Annotated in this window: 17 protein-coding genes; 7 read left to right on the forward strand and 10 right to left on the reverse strand. The window is 62.7% G+C overall.

The features are described 5' to 3' along the window. Positions 1-235 precede the first annotated feature (235 nt). The 3 genes from RUH64_RS13430 to RUH64_RS13440 all read right to left on the reverse strand — a co-directional run bounded on the left by RUH64_RS13430 (position 236) and on the right by RUH64_RS13440 (position 2991). Positions 236-679: a DoxX family protein gene (locus tag RUH64_RS13430; protein ID WP_313814049.1), complete on the reverse strand. Its 444-nt coding sequence runs from the start codon at positions 677-679 to the stop codon at positions 236-238. 183 nt (positions 680-862) lie between these two features. After that, positions 863-1597, reverse strand: a complete 735-nt coding sequence (locus RUH64_RS13435; protein ID WP_313814051.1) for an amino acid ABC transporter ATP-binding protein — start codon at positions 1595-1597, stop codon at positions 863-865. After that, a complete protein-coding gene (locus RUH64_RS13440; protein WP_313814126.1) occupies positions 1594-2991 on the reverse strand; it encodes an amino acid ABC transporter substrate-binding protein/permease in 1398 nt (465 codons plus the stop codon). Before RUH64_RS13440 ends, RUH64_RS13435 begins: the two co-directional genes overlap by 4 nt. A gap of 273 nt (positions 2992-3264) precedes the next feature. Here RUH64_RS13440 and RUH64_RS13445 point away from each other — a divergent pair, with 273 nt between their 5' ends. From RUH64_RS13445 to RUH64_RS13470, 6 genes are all read left to right on the forward strand, one after another. Next, positions 3265-5421, forward strand: a complete 2157-nt coding sequence (locus RUH64_RS13445; RefSeq protein WP_313814127.1) for a S9 family peptidase — start codon at positions 3265-3267, stop codon at positions 5419-5421. 27 nt (positions 5422-5448) lie between these two features. Further along, positions 5449-6462 carry a GNAT family N-acetyltransferase gene (locus RUH64_RS13450; protein WP_313814053.1) on the forward strand — a complete coding sequence of 338 codons (1014 nt, stop codon included), beginning with the start codon at positions 5449-5451 and terminating at the stop codon, positions 6460-6462. Positions 6463-6578: 116 nt separating this feature from the next. Then, entirely contained in the window at positions 6579-7025 is a 447-nt protein-coding gene (gene paaI / locus RUH64_RS13455) for a hydroxyphenylacetyl-CoA thioesterase PaaI (RefSeq protein ID WP_313814054.1), read from the forward strand. A gap of 42 nt (positions 7026-7067) precedes the next feature. After that, positions 7068-8387, forward strand: coding sequence for an AMP-binding protein (locus RUH64_RS13460; protein ID WP_313814055.1), 1320 nt, complete (start codon positions 7068-7070; stop codon positions 8385-8387). A 31-nt stretch (positions 8388-8418) separates the two neighbouring features. Further along, on the forward strand, positions 8419-9033 hold the full coding sequence (locus RUH64_RS13465; RefSeq protein WP_313814056.1) for a TetR/AcrR family transcriptional regulator: 615 nt from the start codon (positions 8419-8421) through the stop codon (positions 9031-9033). A gap of 177 nt (positions 9034-9210) precedes the next feature. Next, positions 9211-9945 (forward strand): nicotinamide mononucleotide transporter, encoded by a 735-nt coding sequence (locus tag RUH64_RS13470; RefSeq protein WP_313814057.1) that lies wholly within the window; start codon positions 9211-9213, stop codon positions 9943-9945. A 63-nt stretch (positions 9946-10008) separates the two neighbouring features. Here the strand turns inward: RUH64_RS13470 and paaZ are convergent, their stop codons facing one another. The 4 genes from paaZ to RUH64_RS13490 form a co-directional block, all read right to left on the reverse strand. Then, entirely contained in the window at positions 10009-12129 is a 2121-nt protein-coding gene (gene paaZ / locus RUH64_RS13475; RefSeq protein WP_313814059.1) for a phenylacetic acid degradation bifunctional protein PaaZ, read from the reverse strand. A 126-nt stretch (positions 12130-12255) separates the two neighbouring features. Next, positions 12256-13176: an aminoglycoside phosphotransferase family protein gene (locus tag RUH64_RS13480; protein WP_313814061.1), complete on the reverse strand. Its 921-nt coding sequence runs from the start codon at positions 13174-13176 to the stop codon at positions 12256-12258. After that, the gene (locus RUH64_RS13485) at positions 13161-13526 is read right to left on the reverse strand and encodes a VOC family protein (RefSeq protein WP_313814062.1); all 366 of its coding nucleotides are present in this window, start codon (positions 13524-13526) and stop codon (positions 13161-13163) included. The genes RUH64_RS13480 and RUH64_RS13485 overlap by 16 nt, the downstream gene beginning before the upstream one ends. A 32-nt stretch (positions 13527-13558) precedes the next feature. Further along, positions 13559-14287, reverse strand: coding sequence for a tyrosine-protein phosphatase (locus RUH64_RS13490; protein ID WP_313814063.1), 729 nt, complete (start codon positions 14285-14287; stop codon positions 13559-13561). A 137-nt stretch (positions 14288-14424) separates the two neighbouring features. Here RUH64_RS13490 and RUH64_RS13495 point away from each other — a divergent pair, with 137 nt between their 5' ends. Then, positions 14425-15330: an RIO1 family regulatory kinase/ATPase gene (locus RUH64_RS13495; RefSeq protein ID WP_313814064.1), complete on the forward strand. Its 906-nt coding sequence runs from the start codon at positions 14425-14427 to the stop codon at positions 15328-15330. A gap of 76 nt (positions 15331-15406) precedes the next feature. Here RUH64_RS13495 and RUH64_RS13500 read toward each other — a convergent pair whose 3' ends face one another. The 3 genes from RUH64_RS13500 to RUH64_RS13510 are packed head-to-tail and all read right to left on the reverse strand — an operon-like array spanning position 15407 to position 18300. Then, positions 15407-16279: a 3-hydroxyacyl-CoA dehydrogenase family protein gene (locus tag RUH64_RS13500; protein WP_313814065.1), complete on the reverse strand. Its 873-nt coding sequence runs from the start codon at positions 16277-16279 to the stop codon at positions 15407-15409. Positions 16280-16281: 2 nt separating this feature from the next. Next, entirely contained in the window at positions 16282-17076 is a 795-nt protein-coding gene (locus RUH64_RS13505) for an enoyl-CoA hydratase/isomerase family protein (protein ID WP_313814066.1), read from the reverse strand. Then, positions 17077-18300 carry a thiolase family protein gene (locus RUH64_RS13510; RefSeq protein WP_313814067.1) on the reverse strand — a complete coding sequence of 408 codons (1224 nt, stop codon included), beginning with the start codon at positions 18298-18300 and terminating at the stop codon, positions 17077-17079. Between the last annotated feature and the right edge of the window lie 181 nt (positions 18301-18481).

An 18481-nucleotide genomic window follows, 5' to 3' on the forward strand; every position in this document is an offset into this window, starting at 1 on the left:
TCGTAGCTTGGGACGGCATTTAGTCCCGGCTCCTGCGGTGTGGTCGGGGCCATGGGTTCACCTCACTGAAAACTATTTACATACTGACCGTTCGTTCAGTATGTCAGAGTGGGATCTGTCACGTCAACATCCAACTCCCCCGAGGCGCATGTTTCAAAGCCTCACCCCGCCCGCTGGCGCCCCTGGGCACACAAAAGCCCCGGGGAACACTCCGGGGCCCAAGCTCAAGCAGGCGCTACACGGCGGCCTTCACCCCGGCACGCTTGCGGCCGAAGAACAGGTGGTCGAGGGCGAACTTTCCTGGTCCGGCGAGCGCAATGGCAATGGCCGCGGCCGCGAGAATTGCCACCAGCTCATAACCGCCCTGATCGACGAAGATTCCGGCGGACAGGTGCACGGTAAAGAGTGCGCCGAGCATGTCCAGGGCAATGAGCGCCGCGAAGATGCGGGAGAAGACTCCGAGGATCACGGCGATGCCGCCGGCCAGTTCAATACTGGCAACAATCGGCGCCACCACGCTGGCCGCTGGAATGCCCATCTGCTCGAAGGAGCTGGTGGTTCCGGCGATGGTGTACTGCGAGAATTTCTGCCAGCCGTGCGCCGTCAGGATGACGCCGAGCGCGACGCGCAGCACCAAGAGGCCCGCAGAGGCTAGAAGCGGGTTGTTTCGGTTGGTCATTTCAATCTCCATTAATTACTTTTCGGGGACGAGCGGCTTCGTAACAACTCGCCAACAACCCTACAAATAAAACTTGAAGCTACAATTATAGTTTGCTGTGCTTAGGCTGTGACATGCCCACCTGCACTAAAAAAGTCGCCCCGCGGATGAAATTCATCCGCGGGGCGACCTGAGGTGCAGAACTTAGAGCACCTTGGACAGGAAGTCCTTGGTACGCTCCTGCTGCGGGTTGCCGAACAGCTCGTCGGGCTTGCCCTGCTCGCAGACGACGCCGTCGGCCATGAAGATCACCCGGTCGGCGACCTCGCGGGCGAAGCCCATCTCGTGGGTCACCAGCACCATGGTCATGCCCGAATCGGCCAGCTCCTTGATCACCTGCAGCACCTCGCCCACCATTTCAGGGTCCAGCGCACTGGTGGCCTCATCGAAGAGCATGATCCCCGGCGCCATGGCCAGCGCGCGGGCGATGGCCACGCGCTGCTTCTGTCCGCCGGACAGCGAGGCGGGACGGGCATCGGCCTTTTCCTTCAGCCCCACGCGCTCCAGCAGCTCCAGGGCCTTGGCGCGGGCCTCGGTGCGATTCATCTTCTTCAGCTCCACCGGGGCGAGCATGATGTTCTCCGCCACCGACATATGCGGGAACAGGTTGAAGTGCTGGAACACCATACCCACGTGGCGGCGCACCTGGTTGATGTCCACCTTTGGATCGGTGACGTCGAAGCCGTCCACCACGACCTTGCCGGAGGTGATCTCCTCCAGCTTGTTCAGGCAGCGCAGCAGGGTTGACTTGCCGGAGCCCGACGGGCCGATCACGCAGACGACCTCGCCCTCGGCGATGTCCAAGTCGATGCCCTTGAGCACGTTGTTGGAGCCGAAGGACTTGTGCAGGTCCGCTACCTGGATCTTAACGTTGCTCACTTGTTGAACCTCTTGTCAGCGTAGTTAGCCAGCTTGGTCAGGGCCATGATGGCAATGAAGTAGATGAAGCCCACGATCAGCAGGGTTTCGGTAACGCGGAAGTTCGCCGCGTAGATCTGCTGGCCCTGGTAAAGCAGTTCGGTGAAGCCGATGGCCAACAGTAGCGAGGAGTCCTTCAGGGAGATGATCAGCTGGTTGATCAGCGCTGGGGTCATCATCTTGAATGCCTGCGGAATCACTACCTTCTGCATCGACTTGCCGTAGCCCAGGCCCAGCGAACGGGCCGCTTCCAGCTGTCCCGGATCCACGGACTGAATGCCACCGCGGACGATTTCAGCAACGTAGGCGCCGGCGTTCAGCGACAGCGTCAAGATGCCTGCGGTCCAGACACTGATGCCCACACCCAGCAGCTGCGGTAGGCCGAAGTAGAACATGAAGGCCCACAACAGCAGCGGGGTGCCGCGGAAGATATTGATGAATGTCGTGGCAATGCCGCGCAGCACGATGTTGTGCGAGATTTTGAAGAAGCCGAAGATCAGGCCCAAAATCATGGCGATGACAAAGGAGACCGCCGTGACCAGCAGGGTGTGCCACAGACCCGTCATCAAGGCCGGGAAGGACTTGGCCACCAGGTCGAAGAAGTTGCTCGGCGCCGCGGCCGCAGGATCGGCGAGGTACTTGTCCAGAATCTTCTGGTATTCCCCGTTGGCCTTCATTTCTGCCAGGCCGTCGTTGAAGGCGGCCAGCAGCGCGCTGTTCTCGCCCTTGTTCACGGCGAAGCCATAGGAGCCGCCAGGTACCTTGTCGGTAACGGTCTTCAGGCCGTTGCCCTGGGCGATGCCGTAGGCAAGTACCGGGTAGTCGTCGAAGACCGCCACCGCCTGGCCCGCCTTAACCGCCTCATACATGCTGGCCGACTGGTCAAGCGCCTTGACCTTGAAACCATACTGGTCGGCAATGGACCGGGCATAGGTTTCACCTTCGGAACCGGTCTTAGCGACGACAGTCTGACCCTTGAGGTCTTCGTAGCTCTTGATCGTGTCGTTGTTCTTGGCAACTGCCATCTGAACGCCCGACTCGAAGTACGGCTCGGAGAAGTCGTAGATCGCCTTGCGCTCATCGGTGATCGACATACCCGCGATCACACCGTCGACCTGATTGGCCGAGAGGGCTGCCAGCGCGGCGCTGAAGCCCAGGGAGCGGATTTCTACGTTGAAGCCCTCCTCCTTGGCGATGGTGTTGAGGATATCCATGTCGATACCCGTCAGTTCGCCGTCCTGGCGGAACTCGAAGGGGGCGAAGGTGGTGTCGGTGCCGATGATGAAGGTCTTGCCCTCAACGCTGTCGCTGCCCTCGGCCAGGGAGGCCGGAGCCCCGGCGACCAGGGCCAGCATGCCGATGGCCAGTGCGGCGATCCATCGGGTCAGCAGCCGTTGCCGGGGTGCTGTCTTTGTGTTTTTCACTTAATCTCAATCGCTTTCTCATGAGCTGGGGCGAGTGGCCCGCGGTGCGGATTGATACCTATCCCTGTAAGCCTAGGGCGAACAGGTGCGCGAAAAAACCCTTTCGCACTTTCCCGCGCGTCATTGCCCACCGGGCGGCCTCAAGTTGTCCGCGCAGAGCATAGCCTCATGCCAAAGCCAAATGATCTGGGATTCAATAGGGGTATGACTTCCGAACCGCGCACCGCCGCTGCGCCCATAGCACCAAAGCACCCAGTGACTCGCACCTTCCACGACGATGTCTTCATCGATGACTACGAGTGGCTGCGCGAGAAGGAAAACCCTAAGGTCATCGAGCACCTGCAGGCAGAAAACGCCTACACCGATGAGATCACCGCCGGGCAGCAACCGCTGCGCGATGCCATCTTCAACGAGATCAAGGCCCGCACTGTTGAAACCGACCTGTCCGTACCCACTCGACGCCGCGGCTGGTGGTACTTCACCCGCTCGGTTGAGGGCAAGCCGTATACCCTGCAGTGCCGCGTCAAGGCCCAGGACGCCGCGGACCTGCGCACCCAGTGGACTCCCCCGGTGATCGACCCTTCCACGGAACTGGCCGACGAGCAGGTGCTGATCGACGGCAACCAGCTGGCCGAGGGGCAGCCATTCTTCTCACTAGGAGGCATGGCCATCAATGAGGAGGGCAACCTCATGGCCTACTGCGTGGACAACGCCGGCGATGAGCGCTTCACCCTGCACCTCAAGGATCTCGATACCGGCACCCTGCTGGCGGACAGCATCGAGGGCATCTTCTACGGGTTGGCCTTCTCCCCCGACTCCTCCACCATCTACTACACGGTGGTCGACGAGACCTGGCGCCCGCACCAGATCCGCGCCCACAAGATCGGCACGGACGCCGCCGCCGACACCGTCGTCTTCGAAGAGAACGACCCGGGCATGTGGCTGGGCTTCGAGCTCTCCCCGGACCGCAGCAAGCTGATGATCTCCAGCGGCAACTCGGAGTACTCGGAGACCAGCGTCCTGGACCTCGCCGATCCCACCGCACAGCCCACCCTGCTGGTTCCGCGCAGCCTGCGCATCCTGCACGGCATCGACCTGCTGCCCGGCTCCGCGAATCAGGGCGTGATCACCCACGACTTCAATGCGCCGAACAACATGGTGTCCCTGGCCAACCTGGACCAGCTGGGCGCCGACGCGGATCCTGCCAGCTGGCGCACCGTCGTCGCGCATCAGGACACCGTGAAGGTGGAAGGCACGGTGCTCACCGGATCCCACCTGGTGCTCTCGGTGCGCCGCGATACCTGCGAGCGCGTGCAGCTGATCCCGTTGGATTCACTGGGCAGCACCGCCCAGCAGCCGGTCATCGAGCCGGAATTCGAGGACGAGCTGTTCACCGCCAGCCCGATCTTCGCCGACCTCGAAGCCCCGCTGATCCGCATGAGCTACACCGCGGACTTCACCCCGGCCCGCGTGTACGACCTGTGGCTCGATGACCTGGGTCTTGAGCTGCGCAAGCAAAGCCCGGTCAACGACTTCGACGCAGCCGACTACGTCTCCACCCGAGACTGGGCAGTCGCCGCAGACGGCACCAAGATCCCGCTGACCATCATGCGCCGGGCGGACCTGGACGACACCGTGCCGGCGCCCGTGCTGATCTACGGCTACGGCTCCTACGAGGCGTCCATGGATCCGGGCTTCGGCATTCCACGCCTGAGCGTGCTGGACCGCGGCGTCGTCTTCGTCATCGCCCATGTGCGTGGGGGCGGCGAGCTGGGCCGCAACTGGTACCTGCAGGGCAAGAAGCTGCACAAGAAGAACACCTTCACCGACTTCATCGACGCCACCATGCACCTGATCGATGCGGGCATCGCCGACCCGCGGTGCATCGTCGCCCTGGGCGGTTCGGCCGGCGGCCTGCTGATGGGCGCGATCGCCAACATGGCTCCGCAGCTGTACACGGCGATTGTGGCACAGGTGCCCTTCGTCGACGCACTGACATCGATCCTGGACCCGGATCTGCCGCTGTCCGCCCTGGAATGGGAGGAATGGGGCAACCCGATCGAAGACCGGGAGGTGTACGAGTACATGAAGTCCTACTCCCCCTATGAGAACATCACCGCACAGGACTACCCGAAGATCGCCGCGGTCACCTCGCTGAACGACACCCGCGTGCTCTACGTGGAACCGGCAAAGTGGGTTGCCAAGCTGCGCGAGGTCGGCACCGGAAGGCAGCCGATCGTGCTGAAGACCGAGATGGACGGCGGACACGGCGGCGCCTCAGGACGCTACGAGTCGTGGAAGTCCCGCGCCTGGGACTACGCTTTCATCCTCGACGCGCTGGGCTGCACCGAAGTGAAGTAAGTACAACCACCACCCTGGAAGGCGGCCATGCGCCACATACAGATCAACGACTACCGTCAGAATCCGGCAGTGCGCGGCCTGTTGACGCTGGCCGCCGACCCGGTGGACGAATCAGCCCTGCAGGCATTGTTCGATGCCTGCGAGCACCTGCAGGTGCTGGCCCGGCTGGACGCCGCGGGCCAGGTGTGTGCCCTGGCCGCCTACCGGCACAGCGATGAGTACTCGCTGTGCGTTGAATACCTCGCGGTGCTGCCTGCCCACCAGCACCGCGGCCTGGCAAGTTCCCTGATGCATGAGCTTCAGCGGCTGCACCACAAGGGGATCTGGGCCACGACGGATGACGACGCGGTGGATTTCTACCGGGCCCTGGGCTGCGTTCTCTCGCGCTCCGCCCCCGACCCCCGCTGGCCCGGCACCCAGCGCTACCTAGGCACCCTGCCCCATGCTCCGCTGCTTGCCTCGCAGCCCACCGAAGACCCCGGCTATCAAGAGGTCGACGGTGCACTATCGCGCGGGGTCGTCACCCTGGTCGAACCGCAGGCGCACTGGCCGCTGGACTTCCAAGCGCTGCGCCGGGTCATCGCCGACGCCCTGGGACCGGCGGCGCTAGCCATTGAGCACACCGGCTCCACCTCGGTGCCCGGCCTGCCCGCCAAGCCGATCATCGACATCGCCCTGATCGTCCCGGACGCGGACGATGAAGACTCCTATGTTCCACAGCTGCGCGCGGCGGGCCTGGTGTTCTGGCACCGCGAACCCGGATGGTACGCACACCGCATGTTCAAGCCGGGCGGATCAACGAACCTGGCGCCGGCGAACATCCATATCTTCAGCTCCGGAAGCCCCGAATATTTGCGCATGATGCTCTTTCGCGACCACCTGCGCACCCATGCTGAGGACCGCAGTGCCTACGCGGCGGTCAAATACGCAGCCGCCAGCGAACTGCTTGCCAAAGATGGTGATCAAGGCCTGATTATGGACTACAACCGGATCAAGGAACCATTCATTCTGGCACTGCACGCAAAAATCTTCGCCGGCTAAGACCATCGGCGCCAAACGCGCCTGAAGCGTGGACAAAACACCTGCAAAACTTGACTTAGCTCACATTATGTTATTACCTAATGATCGTTCGGTAAATAAATCGGCGAAGGAACTCAATGAGCGAAACACAGGTCGAGAAACCATTGCCCCATGCAATCCTCAAGGACGACTACGCAACTCAATGGATGGGCATTGAGGTAGTAGAAGTCAGCGATGGCAAGGCAGTCATCACCATGACGCTGAGACAAGAAATGCTCAACGGCTTCGGCATAGCCCACGGCGGAATGATCTTTGCCTTTGCGGACACCGCCTTTGCCCTCAGCTGCAATCCAGCCGAGGGCTCGGATGAAACCATCACCGTCGCTTCCGGCGCAGATATCAACTTCCTCAAGCCGGGGATCCCCGGCCGACTGCTCACCGCCACCGCCCTCCGTGTATCTCAGCAGGGCCGCAGCGGAATCTACGACATCACCGTCACCCAGGAACGCCCCGACGGCTCGCCCGAAACTGTGGCCGAATTCCGCGGCCGCTCCCGCACCGTACCGAAGCCGCAAGGCCGCTAAGCCTGCGCGCGCCCACTCGCCTCACCACACGAAAGAACGAGCATGTCCCAGAACATCGATCGCGAAACGCTACCGAATCCGCTGGATCCCGAAGAGACCATGAGCCGCGATGAAATCGAATCGATCCAGCTCACCCGCCTGCAGGAAACCCTGCACCACGCCTATGACAACGTGCCGTACTACAAGGAAAAGTATGACAACGCCGGGGTGCACCCGAACGACCTGAAGGTGCTGGACGATCTGAAGATCTTCCCGTTCACCGAAAAGGAAGACCTGCGCAAGACCTACCCCTTCGGCATGTTCGCCGTCCCGCAGCATGAGGTGGTGCGCATCCACGCTTCCTCGGGCACCACCGGCCGCGCCACCGTCGTCGGCTACACCCAGCAGGACCTCGACGACTGGGCCAAGCTGGGCGCACGCTGCCTGCGCCTCTCCGGCGTCAAGCCCGGCTGGAAGGTCCACAATGCCTACGGGTACGGGCTGTTCACCGGCGGTCTGGGCGCCCACGCCGCGGCGGAGCGCCTGGGCACCACCGTGATCCCGATGTCCGGCGGTCAGACCGAAAAGCAGATCACCCTGATCAAGGACTTCGCCCCGGATGCGATCCTGTGCACCCCCACCTACCTGCTGACCATCGGCGATGCCATGCAGCGCATGGGCCTTGACCCGCGCGCCACCTCGCTGAAGGTGGCGGTGCTGGGCGCCGAACCGTGGACCGAGGAAATGCGCCACGAGCTTGAAGAAATGTTCGACATCGACGCCTGCGACATCTACGGACTCTCCGAGGTCATGGGCCCCGGCGTCGCCGGAGAATCCAACGAGCGCAAGGACGGAAGCCACATCTGGGAGGACCACTTCCGCCCGGAGATCCTGGACGCCTTTGACGAAACCAAGGTGCTGCCCGACGGCGAACACGGCGAGCTGGTCTTCACCTCACTTACCAAGCAGGCGCTGCCGATCATCCGCTACCGCACCCACGACCTGACCCGACTGATGCCAGGCACCTCCCGCCCGGGCCACCGCCGCATGGGGCGCATCACCGGCCGCAGCGACGACATGATCATCCTGCGCGGTGTGAACCTGTTCCCGAGCCAAATCGAAGAGCTGATCCTCAAGGTCCCGGCCCTGTCGCCGCACTTCCAGCTGGTACTCACCCGCCCGGACCGCATGGACCAGCTGGCGGTCAAGGTGGAACGCCGCGCGGACGCCACCGCCGAGGACTGCGCCAATGCCGCCAAGCAGCTGGCCAAGTTGATCAAGATCCATGTCGGCTCGTCCTGCGCCATCGACGTGGTCGAGCCAGAGTCCCTGGAACGCTCGATGGGCAAGCTCAAGCGCATCTACGACCTGCGTAACAGCTAAAGGGATAGGGACGTGGAATAATCGAGGAGTTATGGAATCTACCCCTACAGTGACCCAGCCAGCCAAACGAGGCCGACCTGGATATGATCAAGAAACCGTTCTACAGATTGCCGTCGAGGCATTCAATGAGCACGGCTACGATGCCACTTCGATGGGCAAGCTCGCCGATCGCCTAGGGATTAGCAAGTCCGCGATTTACCACCACGTCCCTTCCAAGGAAGACCTGCTGCGTCTGGCACTGGACGAGGCGCTCATTCCCTTGGAGTCGATGATCGACGAGGTCAAGAAGCACGAGGGCACCTCCGAGGAGCGCCTAGAGTTCTTCCTGCGCTCCACGGTGCGCATCCTGATCGCCAAGCGCGCCTATGTCACCCTGCTGCTGCGGCTGCGCGGCAATACCGAGCTGGAGCGCACGGCGCTGCAGCGTCGACGTGAAATGGACCGGCAGCTCTCCGAACTTGTCGTGCTTGCCCAGCGCGACGGGCAGATCCGCCAAGACCTGGAGTCCCGCGCCACCGCCCGCCTGCTGTTCGGAATGATCAACTCCGTGGTGGACTGGTACCGCCTCGAAGGCCCCCTCGACGCGGTGACGCTGGAAAACCATGCGATCACCCTGCTGTTCGACGGACTGCACCCCAAGCGCTAGCCGACAAAGCTCCGGCCGCATCTTTGCGGCCGGAGCTTTGTGCTGTGTGAGCTAACTCGCACCCGCTGCACCGCGTCAAAGCAAATTAACTTGTGCTCCTCACAGGATTCACAGCTAGCATCGTATCGGCGCCTTGCGTGCCCACCGAGCCATACTCAACTGACCTAAAGAAGCATCGTGGAACAAATTTTAGACAGTCTTTTCCAGCTGAACTTGAGCACCGACTCCGGCGTCCAGATCGTGCTCTATGCGGTCAGCGCCCTATTCGTAGTGATCGCCGCATTCCTGCTGGCACACCGCAACGACCTTGGCTGGTGGGCCCTGATCATGGCGGTTTTCGCCGGCCCGATCATCAACGCCATGAAGTACGACCTCTTTGCCCTGTTCTACGGCATCCCGCTGCTGATCATTGCCATCTTCGGGCTCTGGCGCTTCTCCCGCTTTGAGCTCAAGGGCAAATTCGTCCGCAACGTCACCCTCTCCCCGCTGACGCTCACCGCGGTCATCGGCTTCATCGCCGGCGTCATCCTGCTGGTGGCGCTGCGTTTCAACGTCTTCCTGATCAGCGGCACCTACCTGAGCGCCACCAAGGAAATCTGGGTGATGTACTTCGCCGAAGCGGTGCTTTTCGCCTCCTTTGTGCTCATTGCTCGCGGCGTGCGCGCAGGCTGGCTGCTGTTGGCCGTCGGTGCCATTGCCAACGTCGTCGTGTACTTCGTCATGAACCCGGTGCTGGGCATGCTTGGCCTGCAGGTGTTCACCGCCATCGCAGCGCTCTACGGATTCTTCCTGTGGCGCAACCTTCCGGCCGCAAAGGACGAGGTCATCGAACTGACCGATGAAGAAAAGGCCTTGGACGCCGCCGCCAAGGCCACCTTGGACAAGCTCAACGCGAAGACCGAGAACAACTAGTCAAACGCAAAAGCGCAGCCCTTGCTTTCATGATCGAAAGCAAGGGCTGCGCTTTTTAATGAATTAGCCTTCCCAGTTGGCGTAGGTGGAGTCGGTCTTCTCCACCAGGGTCAGCACGTCATAGGTGGCGACCAGTTCGCCGTTCTGGTTGTTCAGCACCGCATCCCAGACGACCTCTCCGTATTCATCGGTGACGCGCGGGGTGATCTTCTTGGCGGTCAGGGTGACGCGGATAGAATCTCCTGCGGCCACCGGGGTGATGAAGCGCAGGTTCTCCAGGCCGTAGTTGGCCAGTACCGGTCCCGGTGCCGGCTGGACGAACAGGCCTGCCGCCCAGGAGACCAGCAGGTAACCGTGGGCCACGATGCCAGGGAAGAACGGATTGGCCTCCGCCGCTTTCTGATTGGTGTGGGCGTAGAAGGTGTCACCGGTTTCATTGGCGAAGTCGGTGATGTCCTGAAGGGTGACCTGGCGCAGCGGCGAAGCGAAGCCGTCACCAATCTTCAGCTCGGCCAGCGACTTGCGGAACGGGTGCACGTTCTCGGCCTTGCCGCCGAATTCCTCGGCGCCTGCCAGCTGCTGGTCCGCCCCGGTGTGCCAGACGCCGGTCAGCGCGGTGATCATATTCGGCGAACCCTGCACGGCGGTGCGCTGCATGTGGTGCTTGACCGAGCGGATGCCGCCCAGCTCCTCGCCGCCGCCTGCGCGGCCCGGTCCGCCGTGGACCAGGTGCGGCACCGGTGAGCCGTGGCCGGTGGTGGAGCGCGCGGTTTCGCGGTTAAGGATGTGCACGCGGCCGTGGTGGCCCGCTATGCCCAGGCTCAGCGCGCGCACCGCCTCTGGGTCGTTGGTGCAGACGGTGGCTACCAGCGAACCGGAGCCCATGGCGGCCAGCTGCACCGCTTCCTCGACGCTGTCGTAACCGATCACGGAGCTGACCGGTCCGAAGGCCTCGCGGGAGTGCACCATAGGGTTCTTTGGATCCTCCCAGCGCAGCACCACCGGGGACATGAAGGCTCCGCGTTCGGCGACTGCGTCCTTTTCCGGTGCGACGCGGACCGCAGGGGCGTCGAGTCGGCCATAGGCCAGCTCTCCGCCGGCGGCCAGCATGTCTTCAACCGCCGTGCGCACATCGTGTAGCTGATCCAGGGATGCCAAAGCGCCCATGGTGACGCCTTCGACCCGGGGGTCGCCGATGACCACACGTTCGTCGATGCGCTTGCCGATGGCAGCGATCACCGCCTCGACCTGCCCTGCAGGCACGATGTTGCGGCGGATCGCGGTGCACTTCTGGCCAGCCTTGGCGGTCATCTCATTGACCACAACCTTGATAAACGCCTCGAACTCCGGCGTTCCCTCCACAGCATCCGGCCCCAAGATGGCGGCGTTCAACGAATCGGTTTCTGCGCTGAAACGCACACCCCCGTCGATCACGCTCGGGTGGGATTTCAACTTGCTGGCGGTGGACGCCGATCCGGTGAAGGCAAACACATCGCGGTAGTCTAGGTGGTCCATCAAATCGCGAGCCGAACCGGAGAGCAGCTGCAGCGAGCCATCGGGCAAAAGCCCGGAGTCAAGCATCAGACGCACCACAGCTTCGGTGAGGTAGCCTGTGGGGGTTGCAGGCTTCACGATGGTCGGCACGCCGGCGATGAAGGCAGGGGCGAACTTCTCCAACATGCCCCAGACCGGGAAGTTGAATGCGTTGACCTGGGCGACGACGCCGGTCAGGGCGGTGTAGATATGTGTGCCGATGAACGAGCCGTCCTTGCTCAACGGCTCGGTTGGTCCATCCAGCACAACATTGCTATTCGGCAGTTCGCGGCGGCCCTTGGAGGAGAAAGTGAATAGCACGCCGATGCCGCCGTCGATGTCCACCATCGAGTCGATCTTGGTCGCACCAGTCTTGAAGGAGATCTCATAGAGTTCCTTGCGGTGCGCATTCAGGTGGAGCGCGAGTTCCTTGAGCTTCAAGGCACGCTCATGCAGCGAAAGCTTGGCAAGTTCACGCTGGCCGGTGGTGCGTCCGTAGGCCACCGCGCCTGCGACGTCGAGGGAATCCTTGGTCACGGTAGCAAGGAGCTCACCGGTATTGGCATCGAGCACCTCGGTGCCGCCGGCTGCGGGAGTCACCCACTGCCCTGCAATAAAACTAGGTACTACACCAATCTGGGCTGTCGTCATCGACGCAATTCCTTCCTGAACGGTCGGTCAGTATTGCTGTTAACCATATCAGCCAAGCGTGATCGAGAACACCCACAGGGGATCAAAGATGCGCGCCGCCCACAACAGCTCCCCGATCGCCGGACCTTAGAGCGACTCCGCGAGCTCGCTGGCTCGATCGGCGAACAAGCGGGCAAGCCGCTTGTTTTCAGCCAGCGACCTGAATACCCCGGTCAGCATGATTGCAGTGTCCAACTGCAGCACCCTCCATGCCGCACCTTGATCTCGCAGCCTGCCGCCGGACTGCTGATAACCGGCGAGGAACTCGTTGTAGTCGATGCCGTTGTCTTCGATCAGCGAGTATTCGGCCAGCCTCGCCGCTTCGATTTCCGGCGGGGCCAACAGCGCATTGCTCCAGTCAAACAGGGCCGTCGGCATACCTGAGCTGACCCTGAAATTCTGCCGTCGTACGTCGAGGTGCGCCACCGAGCGTGCAACAAGCTCGGCGTTGAGCCATGATTCCAGGGCTGCCTGGTCGGGCAGCCGTGGCAGCTGCAGCGACTCCTGCGTCAGTGCGTACCGTCGGCTCAGGCGCTGGGCAAGGAACTGCCCAAAGTTCTGTTCGCTGCCGTGCACCATAAAATCCGGCGGTGCTGCGCGGTGCATCCGAGCAAGCAAGGAGCCGACGGCAGATGATTCCAGCGCCGAACCGTCATCGTCAATCACCTCCAGCACCAGTACCGGATAGCCCCGGACCTCGACGATTTCTTCAACGCGTGCACTGGGAATGCCGTGACCGGCAGCCCACTTCGACAGCTCGAACTCTTTCTCCTGCAGGCCCTTCGCGGCGGTCGAAGGGTTATTCGCAGTATCGAAGACCGGTGCCCGCGGCACTCGGTAGCCCTCAGACCGTCCGTCGTTGCATGCAGTAAAGAACAGGAATTCGGTGCCCTTGCCGACCAGTGCAGGCTTGTCGGCACCGCGAAGCAGCGCCAGCTGCTCGGCCACGTGTTGCGCAGCTGCTTCTTGTTGCGCCGCAACAGACTCCATGCCTAGCGCAGCCCCCACACGCCCAGTTCGTTGCCGGCAGGGTCCACGAAGTGCAATCGCCGCCCGCCAGGGAACTCGTAGGCAGGCGTGCTAATCCACCCTTCGGCCGCCTCGATGGCTGCGGCGGTGGCGTCCAGATCTTCCGAATAGAGCAGGACGAAGGGCCCACCCACCGGTTTCGGCTGCGGCGCTAACAGCAGCCCGCCCGATTCGCCCCGTCCGCCGGGGGTGGTGAATCCCGCATAGTCGGTGCCGTAATCGGTGAACGTCCATCCGAAGGCGGCGGCATAGAAGTCCTTGGCCGCCCGCATATCGGTGACGGTGAGTTCGACGTAGTTCAATCCGTGATGCTGTAGCTGTCCATCCATGTCATGAGCCTAACCACGCACGTCCAGAATTGTCAGATTGTTTCCGAACTTGTCAGACTTTTCAACTTCCGCACCACCGCCGCATCCATGCCCACCGAGCGCAGATACTCTTCGGCACTGCCGACCCACGCCATAAATTCCTCCAAGCCCTGGGCGCGTTCGGTGATCGCCCGCTGCAGTTCGGCCTCGCTGCGGTGGACTTCATAGGGATGTTTGCGCGGTGAAACCCTATGCCATTCGTTGATCCCGCGCACCGCCAATTCATCATGCAGGGCAATGTCTTCACGGCGCCCCGCAAGGTCAAGCAATAGCGTGGCCACCAGTCCCGACCTGTCGCGGCCAGCAGAACAGTGCACGACGCTCGCGCCGGATGCCTGGGCCAAGTGCTCGAATACTCCACGCAGGTTCTCGCCGAATTCCTCGCAGACCAGGCGATACATTCCTGTGTGGTTCATATAGGGCACCGCCACCGCTTCGAAGCGCTCGTTGCCCGCTTCCTCCAGCGGAAGATTGACTATGTCGATCCCCGCCGCGGCATCCCCTGTAATTTCAGGATCGAACTCGCGGCGCTTGATTTCCCCTGGGTTGCGCAGGTCGATCACCGTGGCAATGCCTGCGGCGCGCAGCTGCTCCCACCCGCGGTCGGTCAGCCACTCCCGACGACCCATCCGATAGAACCGTCCGCAGATGAGCCGTGCATTCACCGCGCCGTCCCAGTGCATATCGATGTCTTGTTTGCGGTATTCGAGGGCGTGCGTCATGAATCCATTGCATCACATGCGGAACGTGCTGTAGAGTCTAAGTCATTGATAAACGCCAATGACTCTATTCGAGGAGGGGTACCGATGACTGTCCGTTACCTTGTTTCGCTTTCTTCCCCTCTTTCAAAGGACTCATTGTGTCTAACACCTACGGCGAATCCGCCGCAACCAATCAATTAATCCGCACTTCTTTCAATACCGAAGAAACCAGCTCCAAAAATCTGCGCCGCAAGCCGGTCTGGGACGAGGTCGACTACGACGAGCTGGGCGAGAACCAGCGCTATTCCACCTGGCTCTCGGTGGAAAAGGGCTGCCATGGCCCCAAGCCCTATCCCTCGTGGCTGATTGAGGACGCCTCGGCGCTGGATACCGAGCTTGGCATCTTAAAAACTGGCAAGGAAGGCGACGTCTTCCTCGTAGAACGAGCCACCACCGAACGCAGCAGCCTGCTGGCGGCCAAACGCTACCGAGGCAGGGAGCACCTGCAGTTCAGCCGTTCTCAGGCGTACAGCGAGGGCCGCTCGGCGCGGCGCTCGCGTGATAATCGAGCGGTCAAGAACAACTCGTCCTACGGTAAAGAGGTCTCGGCCCTGCAGTGGGCCAGCGCCGAATGGACCTACCTGCGCCGCTGCCATGAGGCAGGGGTCCCGGTCCCCTACCCGGTTCAGATCGACGGCACCGAAATCCTCATGGAGTTCATCGCAGATCCTGACAACGAGCGCGCCGCGGCGCCTCGGCTGCAGCAGATTCCGCGCCACGACCCCCGGCTTGCTTCCCTGTGGGAACAGCTGGCAGGGGCCATGGAATCCATGGTGGGCCTGGGCATCGCCCATGGCGACCTTTCGGCCTACAACATGCTGGTCGCCGGCGAGCGGCTGGTCATCATCGATGTGCCGCAGTGCGTGGACCTGCTGGGCAACGTGCAGGGCTTGGACTTCCTGCACCGCGACTGCATCAACGTCTGCGATTTCTTCACGTCAAAGGGCTTGGAACGCGATGCTGAGGAGCTATTCTCGTCGTTGCTGGCAACCATGTTCGTCTAGGTAGTACTGGTTAAATAGCGCTGCCCGTTGAGCCCATCCAAGCTCAACGGGCAGCGCCGCCATTTAATGTAGGTTCCTACCAGGTGTAGAAGCCCTGGCCGGTCTTGCGGCCCAGCTTGCCCTCGGCCACCAGGTCCTTGAGGATCTGCGGCGGAGCGAACCGCTCGCCCAGGGTCTCGTGCAGGTATTCGGCAATGCCCAGGCGCACGTCCAGCCCGACGATATCGGTGGTCTTCAGCGGGCCGGTGGGGTGCTTGTAGCCGAGCACCATGGCGTTGTCGATGTCTTCGGCGCTGGCCACGCCCTCTTCCACCATGCGCATGGCTTCCAGGGCAATGGCAACGCCAAGGCGCGAGGAGGCGAAGCCCGGCGCGTCGTTGACTACCACCGGGGTCTTGCCCAGCGCTTCAACCCAGCCGCGCGAGGCGGCCACCAAAGACTTCTGCGTCTGCTTGCCGATGACCACCTCGATCAGCGTGGAGGCCGGGACCGGGTTGAAGAAGTGCAGTCCCAGGAAGTTTGCCGGGCGGGCCAGTTCCTGCGCCAGTCCACTGACCGACAGCGAAGAGGTGTTCGATGCGAGGACCGCGCCATCGGATAATTCTGCTTCCACTGCCTTGAGCGAGGAGACCTTCAGGTCCCAGATTTCAGGCACCGCCTCGACAACCAGTTGCGCGGTGGAGAAGTCCGCGTAGCTGGTGCTCACCGCAAAGCGTGCCAGCAGGTCCTCACGGGTCTCGGTCACCGAACCACGGGCGATGGACTTGTCCACCGATTCGGCGACGCGCTCATAGGCCGCGGCGGCCGAAGCCTCGTCGCGTTCCACGACGGTGACCTTGCTGCCGCTGATCAAAAAAGCGTGGGCGATGCCGGCGCCCATGCGCCCGCCGCCGAGCACACCCATCGCAGCAGGCAGTGCGCCTGCAAGGAAATTCGTCTGTTCGCTCATGCTTACTTCTTCTTTCGGTCTAGGAATGCCTGCATACGGTCAAATTTTGCCTGCGACTCGAACAGCATGCCCTGGGCCAGGGTATCGATCACCGGGTGGACCTCGCGCGGAGTATGGAACACCGACTTGGTGATGCGTACCGCCAGCGGGTCCTGGGCGGCAATGCGGTCGGCGAGCGCCTCTGCCGCCGCGTCGAGTTCCTCGGCCGGGTGCAGTTCGGTGATCAGCTTGGCTTCGAGGCATTCGGCTCCGGTGAGCACCCTGCCCGCCAACAGGATCTCCTTAGCCAGCGGCTCCCCGACCAGCTCCTTGAGCCGCCAGGTGGCGCCGGCGGCGGCCATGATTCCTAGGTTGGTCTCCGGGTTGCCCATGCGCAGATCTGCGGTGCCGATGCGGAAGTCTGCGGCGTAAGCGAGCTCGGCGCCGCCTCCCAGTGCGAAGCCGTCTAGGGCCGCGATGACCGGCATGGGCAGCTTGGCGATGCGGTCGAAGATGGTGGAGTTGATGCCCGCCAGTGCGTCGTCGCGCCGGCGCTCGCGCAGCTGGGCGATGTCAGCCCCGGAGGCGAAGATCCCCTTGGAGCCCTTGGGTTTTTCCGCCGTGGGCGCAGTGCCGGGGGTGCCAGCGAGGATCAGGATCTTCGGTTCGCGCTCCAGGTAGCTGCACACCTGATGCAGTTCGTCGACCATGACCTGGTCGATGGCGTTGCGGACCTCGGGGCGGTGCAGCCGCACCCAGACGCGGTCCGGTCCCTCGCTGATCTTCAGCGTGGCAAAGGCTTGTTCAACGAGGCTCATTTAGACGCCCTCCACCAGCAGCGCGGTGCCCTGGCCGACGCCCACGCACATGGTAGCGACGCCGAGCTTGCGGCCCTCACCTGTTAGTTCGCGCTCCATGCGGCCCAGCAGGGTGATCACGATGCGCGAGCCCGAGGAGCCCAGAGGGTGGCCCAGCGCAATGGCGCCGCCGTCGCGGTTCACAATTGAAGGGTCCACGTGCAGCTCGTTCATGGAGGCCAGCGACTGGGAGGCGAAGGCCTCGTTGATCTCCATGGCGCCGATGGCTGAGATGTCCAGGCCTGCGCGGGAGAGCACCTTCTGGGTGGATGGGACCGGGCCCATGCCCATGATTTCCGGGGCCAGGGCTGCGGCCTGGCCGTCGACGATGCGCGCGCGAGCCTTCAGGCCGTATTTCGCAACGGCGCGTTCGGAGGCGACGATAATCGCCGAGGCGCCGTCGTTCAGGGTGGAGGCGTTGCCGGCGGTGACCACCGAGCCGCCGGAGACCACCGGGCGCAGTCCGGCGAGGACTTCCATGGTGGTGCCCGGGCGGGGGCCCTCGTCGGTGTCCACAATGGTGTCCGACTTGCGGCCCTTGACGGTGACCGGGACGATCTCTTCCACAAAGTGCCCCGCCTCGATGGCGGCGATGGCCTTGGCGTGGGAATCTACGGCGAACTGGTCGGCCGCCTCGCGGGAGATGTTGTAGACGCGGGCTACTTCTTCCGCGGTCTCCGGCATGGAGTAGGTGGCCTTGCCGCCGCGCGAGTATTCACCGGAGAGGAACTTCGGGTTGGTGAAGCGCCAACCGATGGAAGTGTCGAAGGTTGCCCCCGGCTTGGCAAAGGCCTTGGAAGGCTTTTCCATGACCCATGGGGCGCGGGACATCGACTCCACGCCGCCGGCGACGACGATATCCGCCGCTCCCGCCTTGATCATGTGGCTAGCCATGGTGATGGCGCTCATGCCCGAGGCGCACAGGCGGTTGACGGTGATGCCGGGCACCGTGTCGGGGAAGCCCGCCAGCAGCCAGGCCATGCGGGCGACGTTACGGTTTTCCTCGCCGGCGCCGTTGGCGTTGCCGTAGATGACCTCGTCCACCAGGGCCGGGTCGATGCCCGCCTCGTCGATGACCTTGCGAATTGTCAGCGCCGCCAGATCGTCGGGACGCACCGAGCTCAGCACGCCGCCGTAGCGGCCAACTGGGGTACGTGCTCCACCTACGAGAAATGCCTCGGCCATGATTGCTCCTTGCGCCAAAATTATAGTGATGCTCAACACCCTAACTTACCGACCATTCGTTCAATAATAAAGGCGGGGCACGTCACACTTTCTTCCAGCTACCCTAGGCCAGTCGGTGTTTCAGCGCCTAGAGCGCGAAAGCTATCGGGGTATTTATCCGAATGCGAACCTTATGAAAACC

The organism is Glutamicibacter sp., from assembly GCF_032154645.1.
In the GTDB taxonomy this organism is placed as follows: domain Bacteria; phylum Actinomycetota; class Actinomycetes; order Actinomycetales; family Micrococcaceae; genus Glutamicibacter.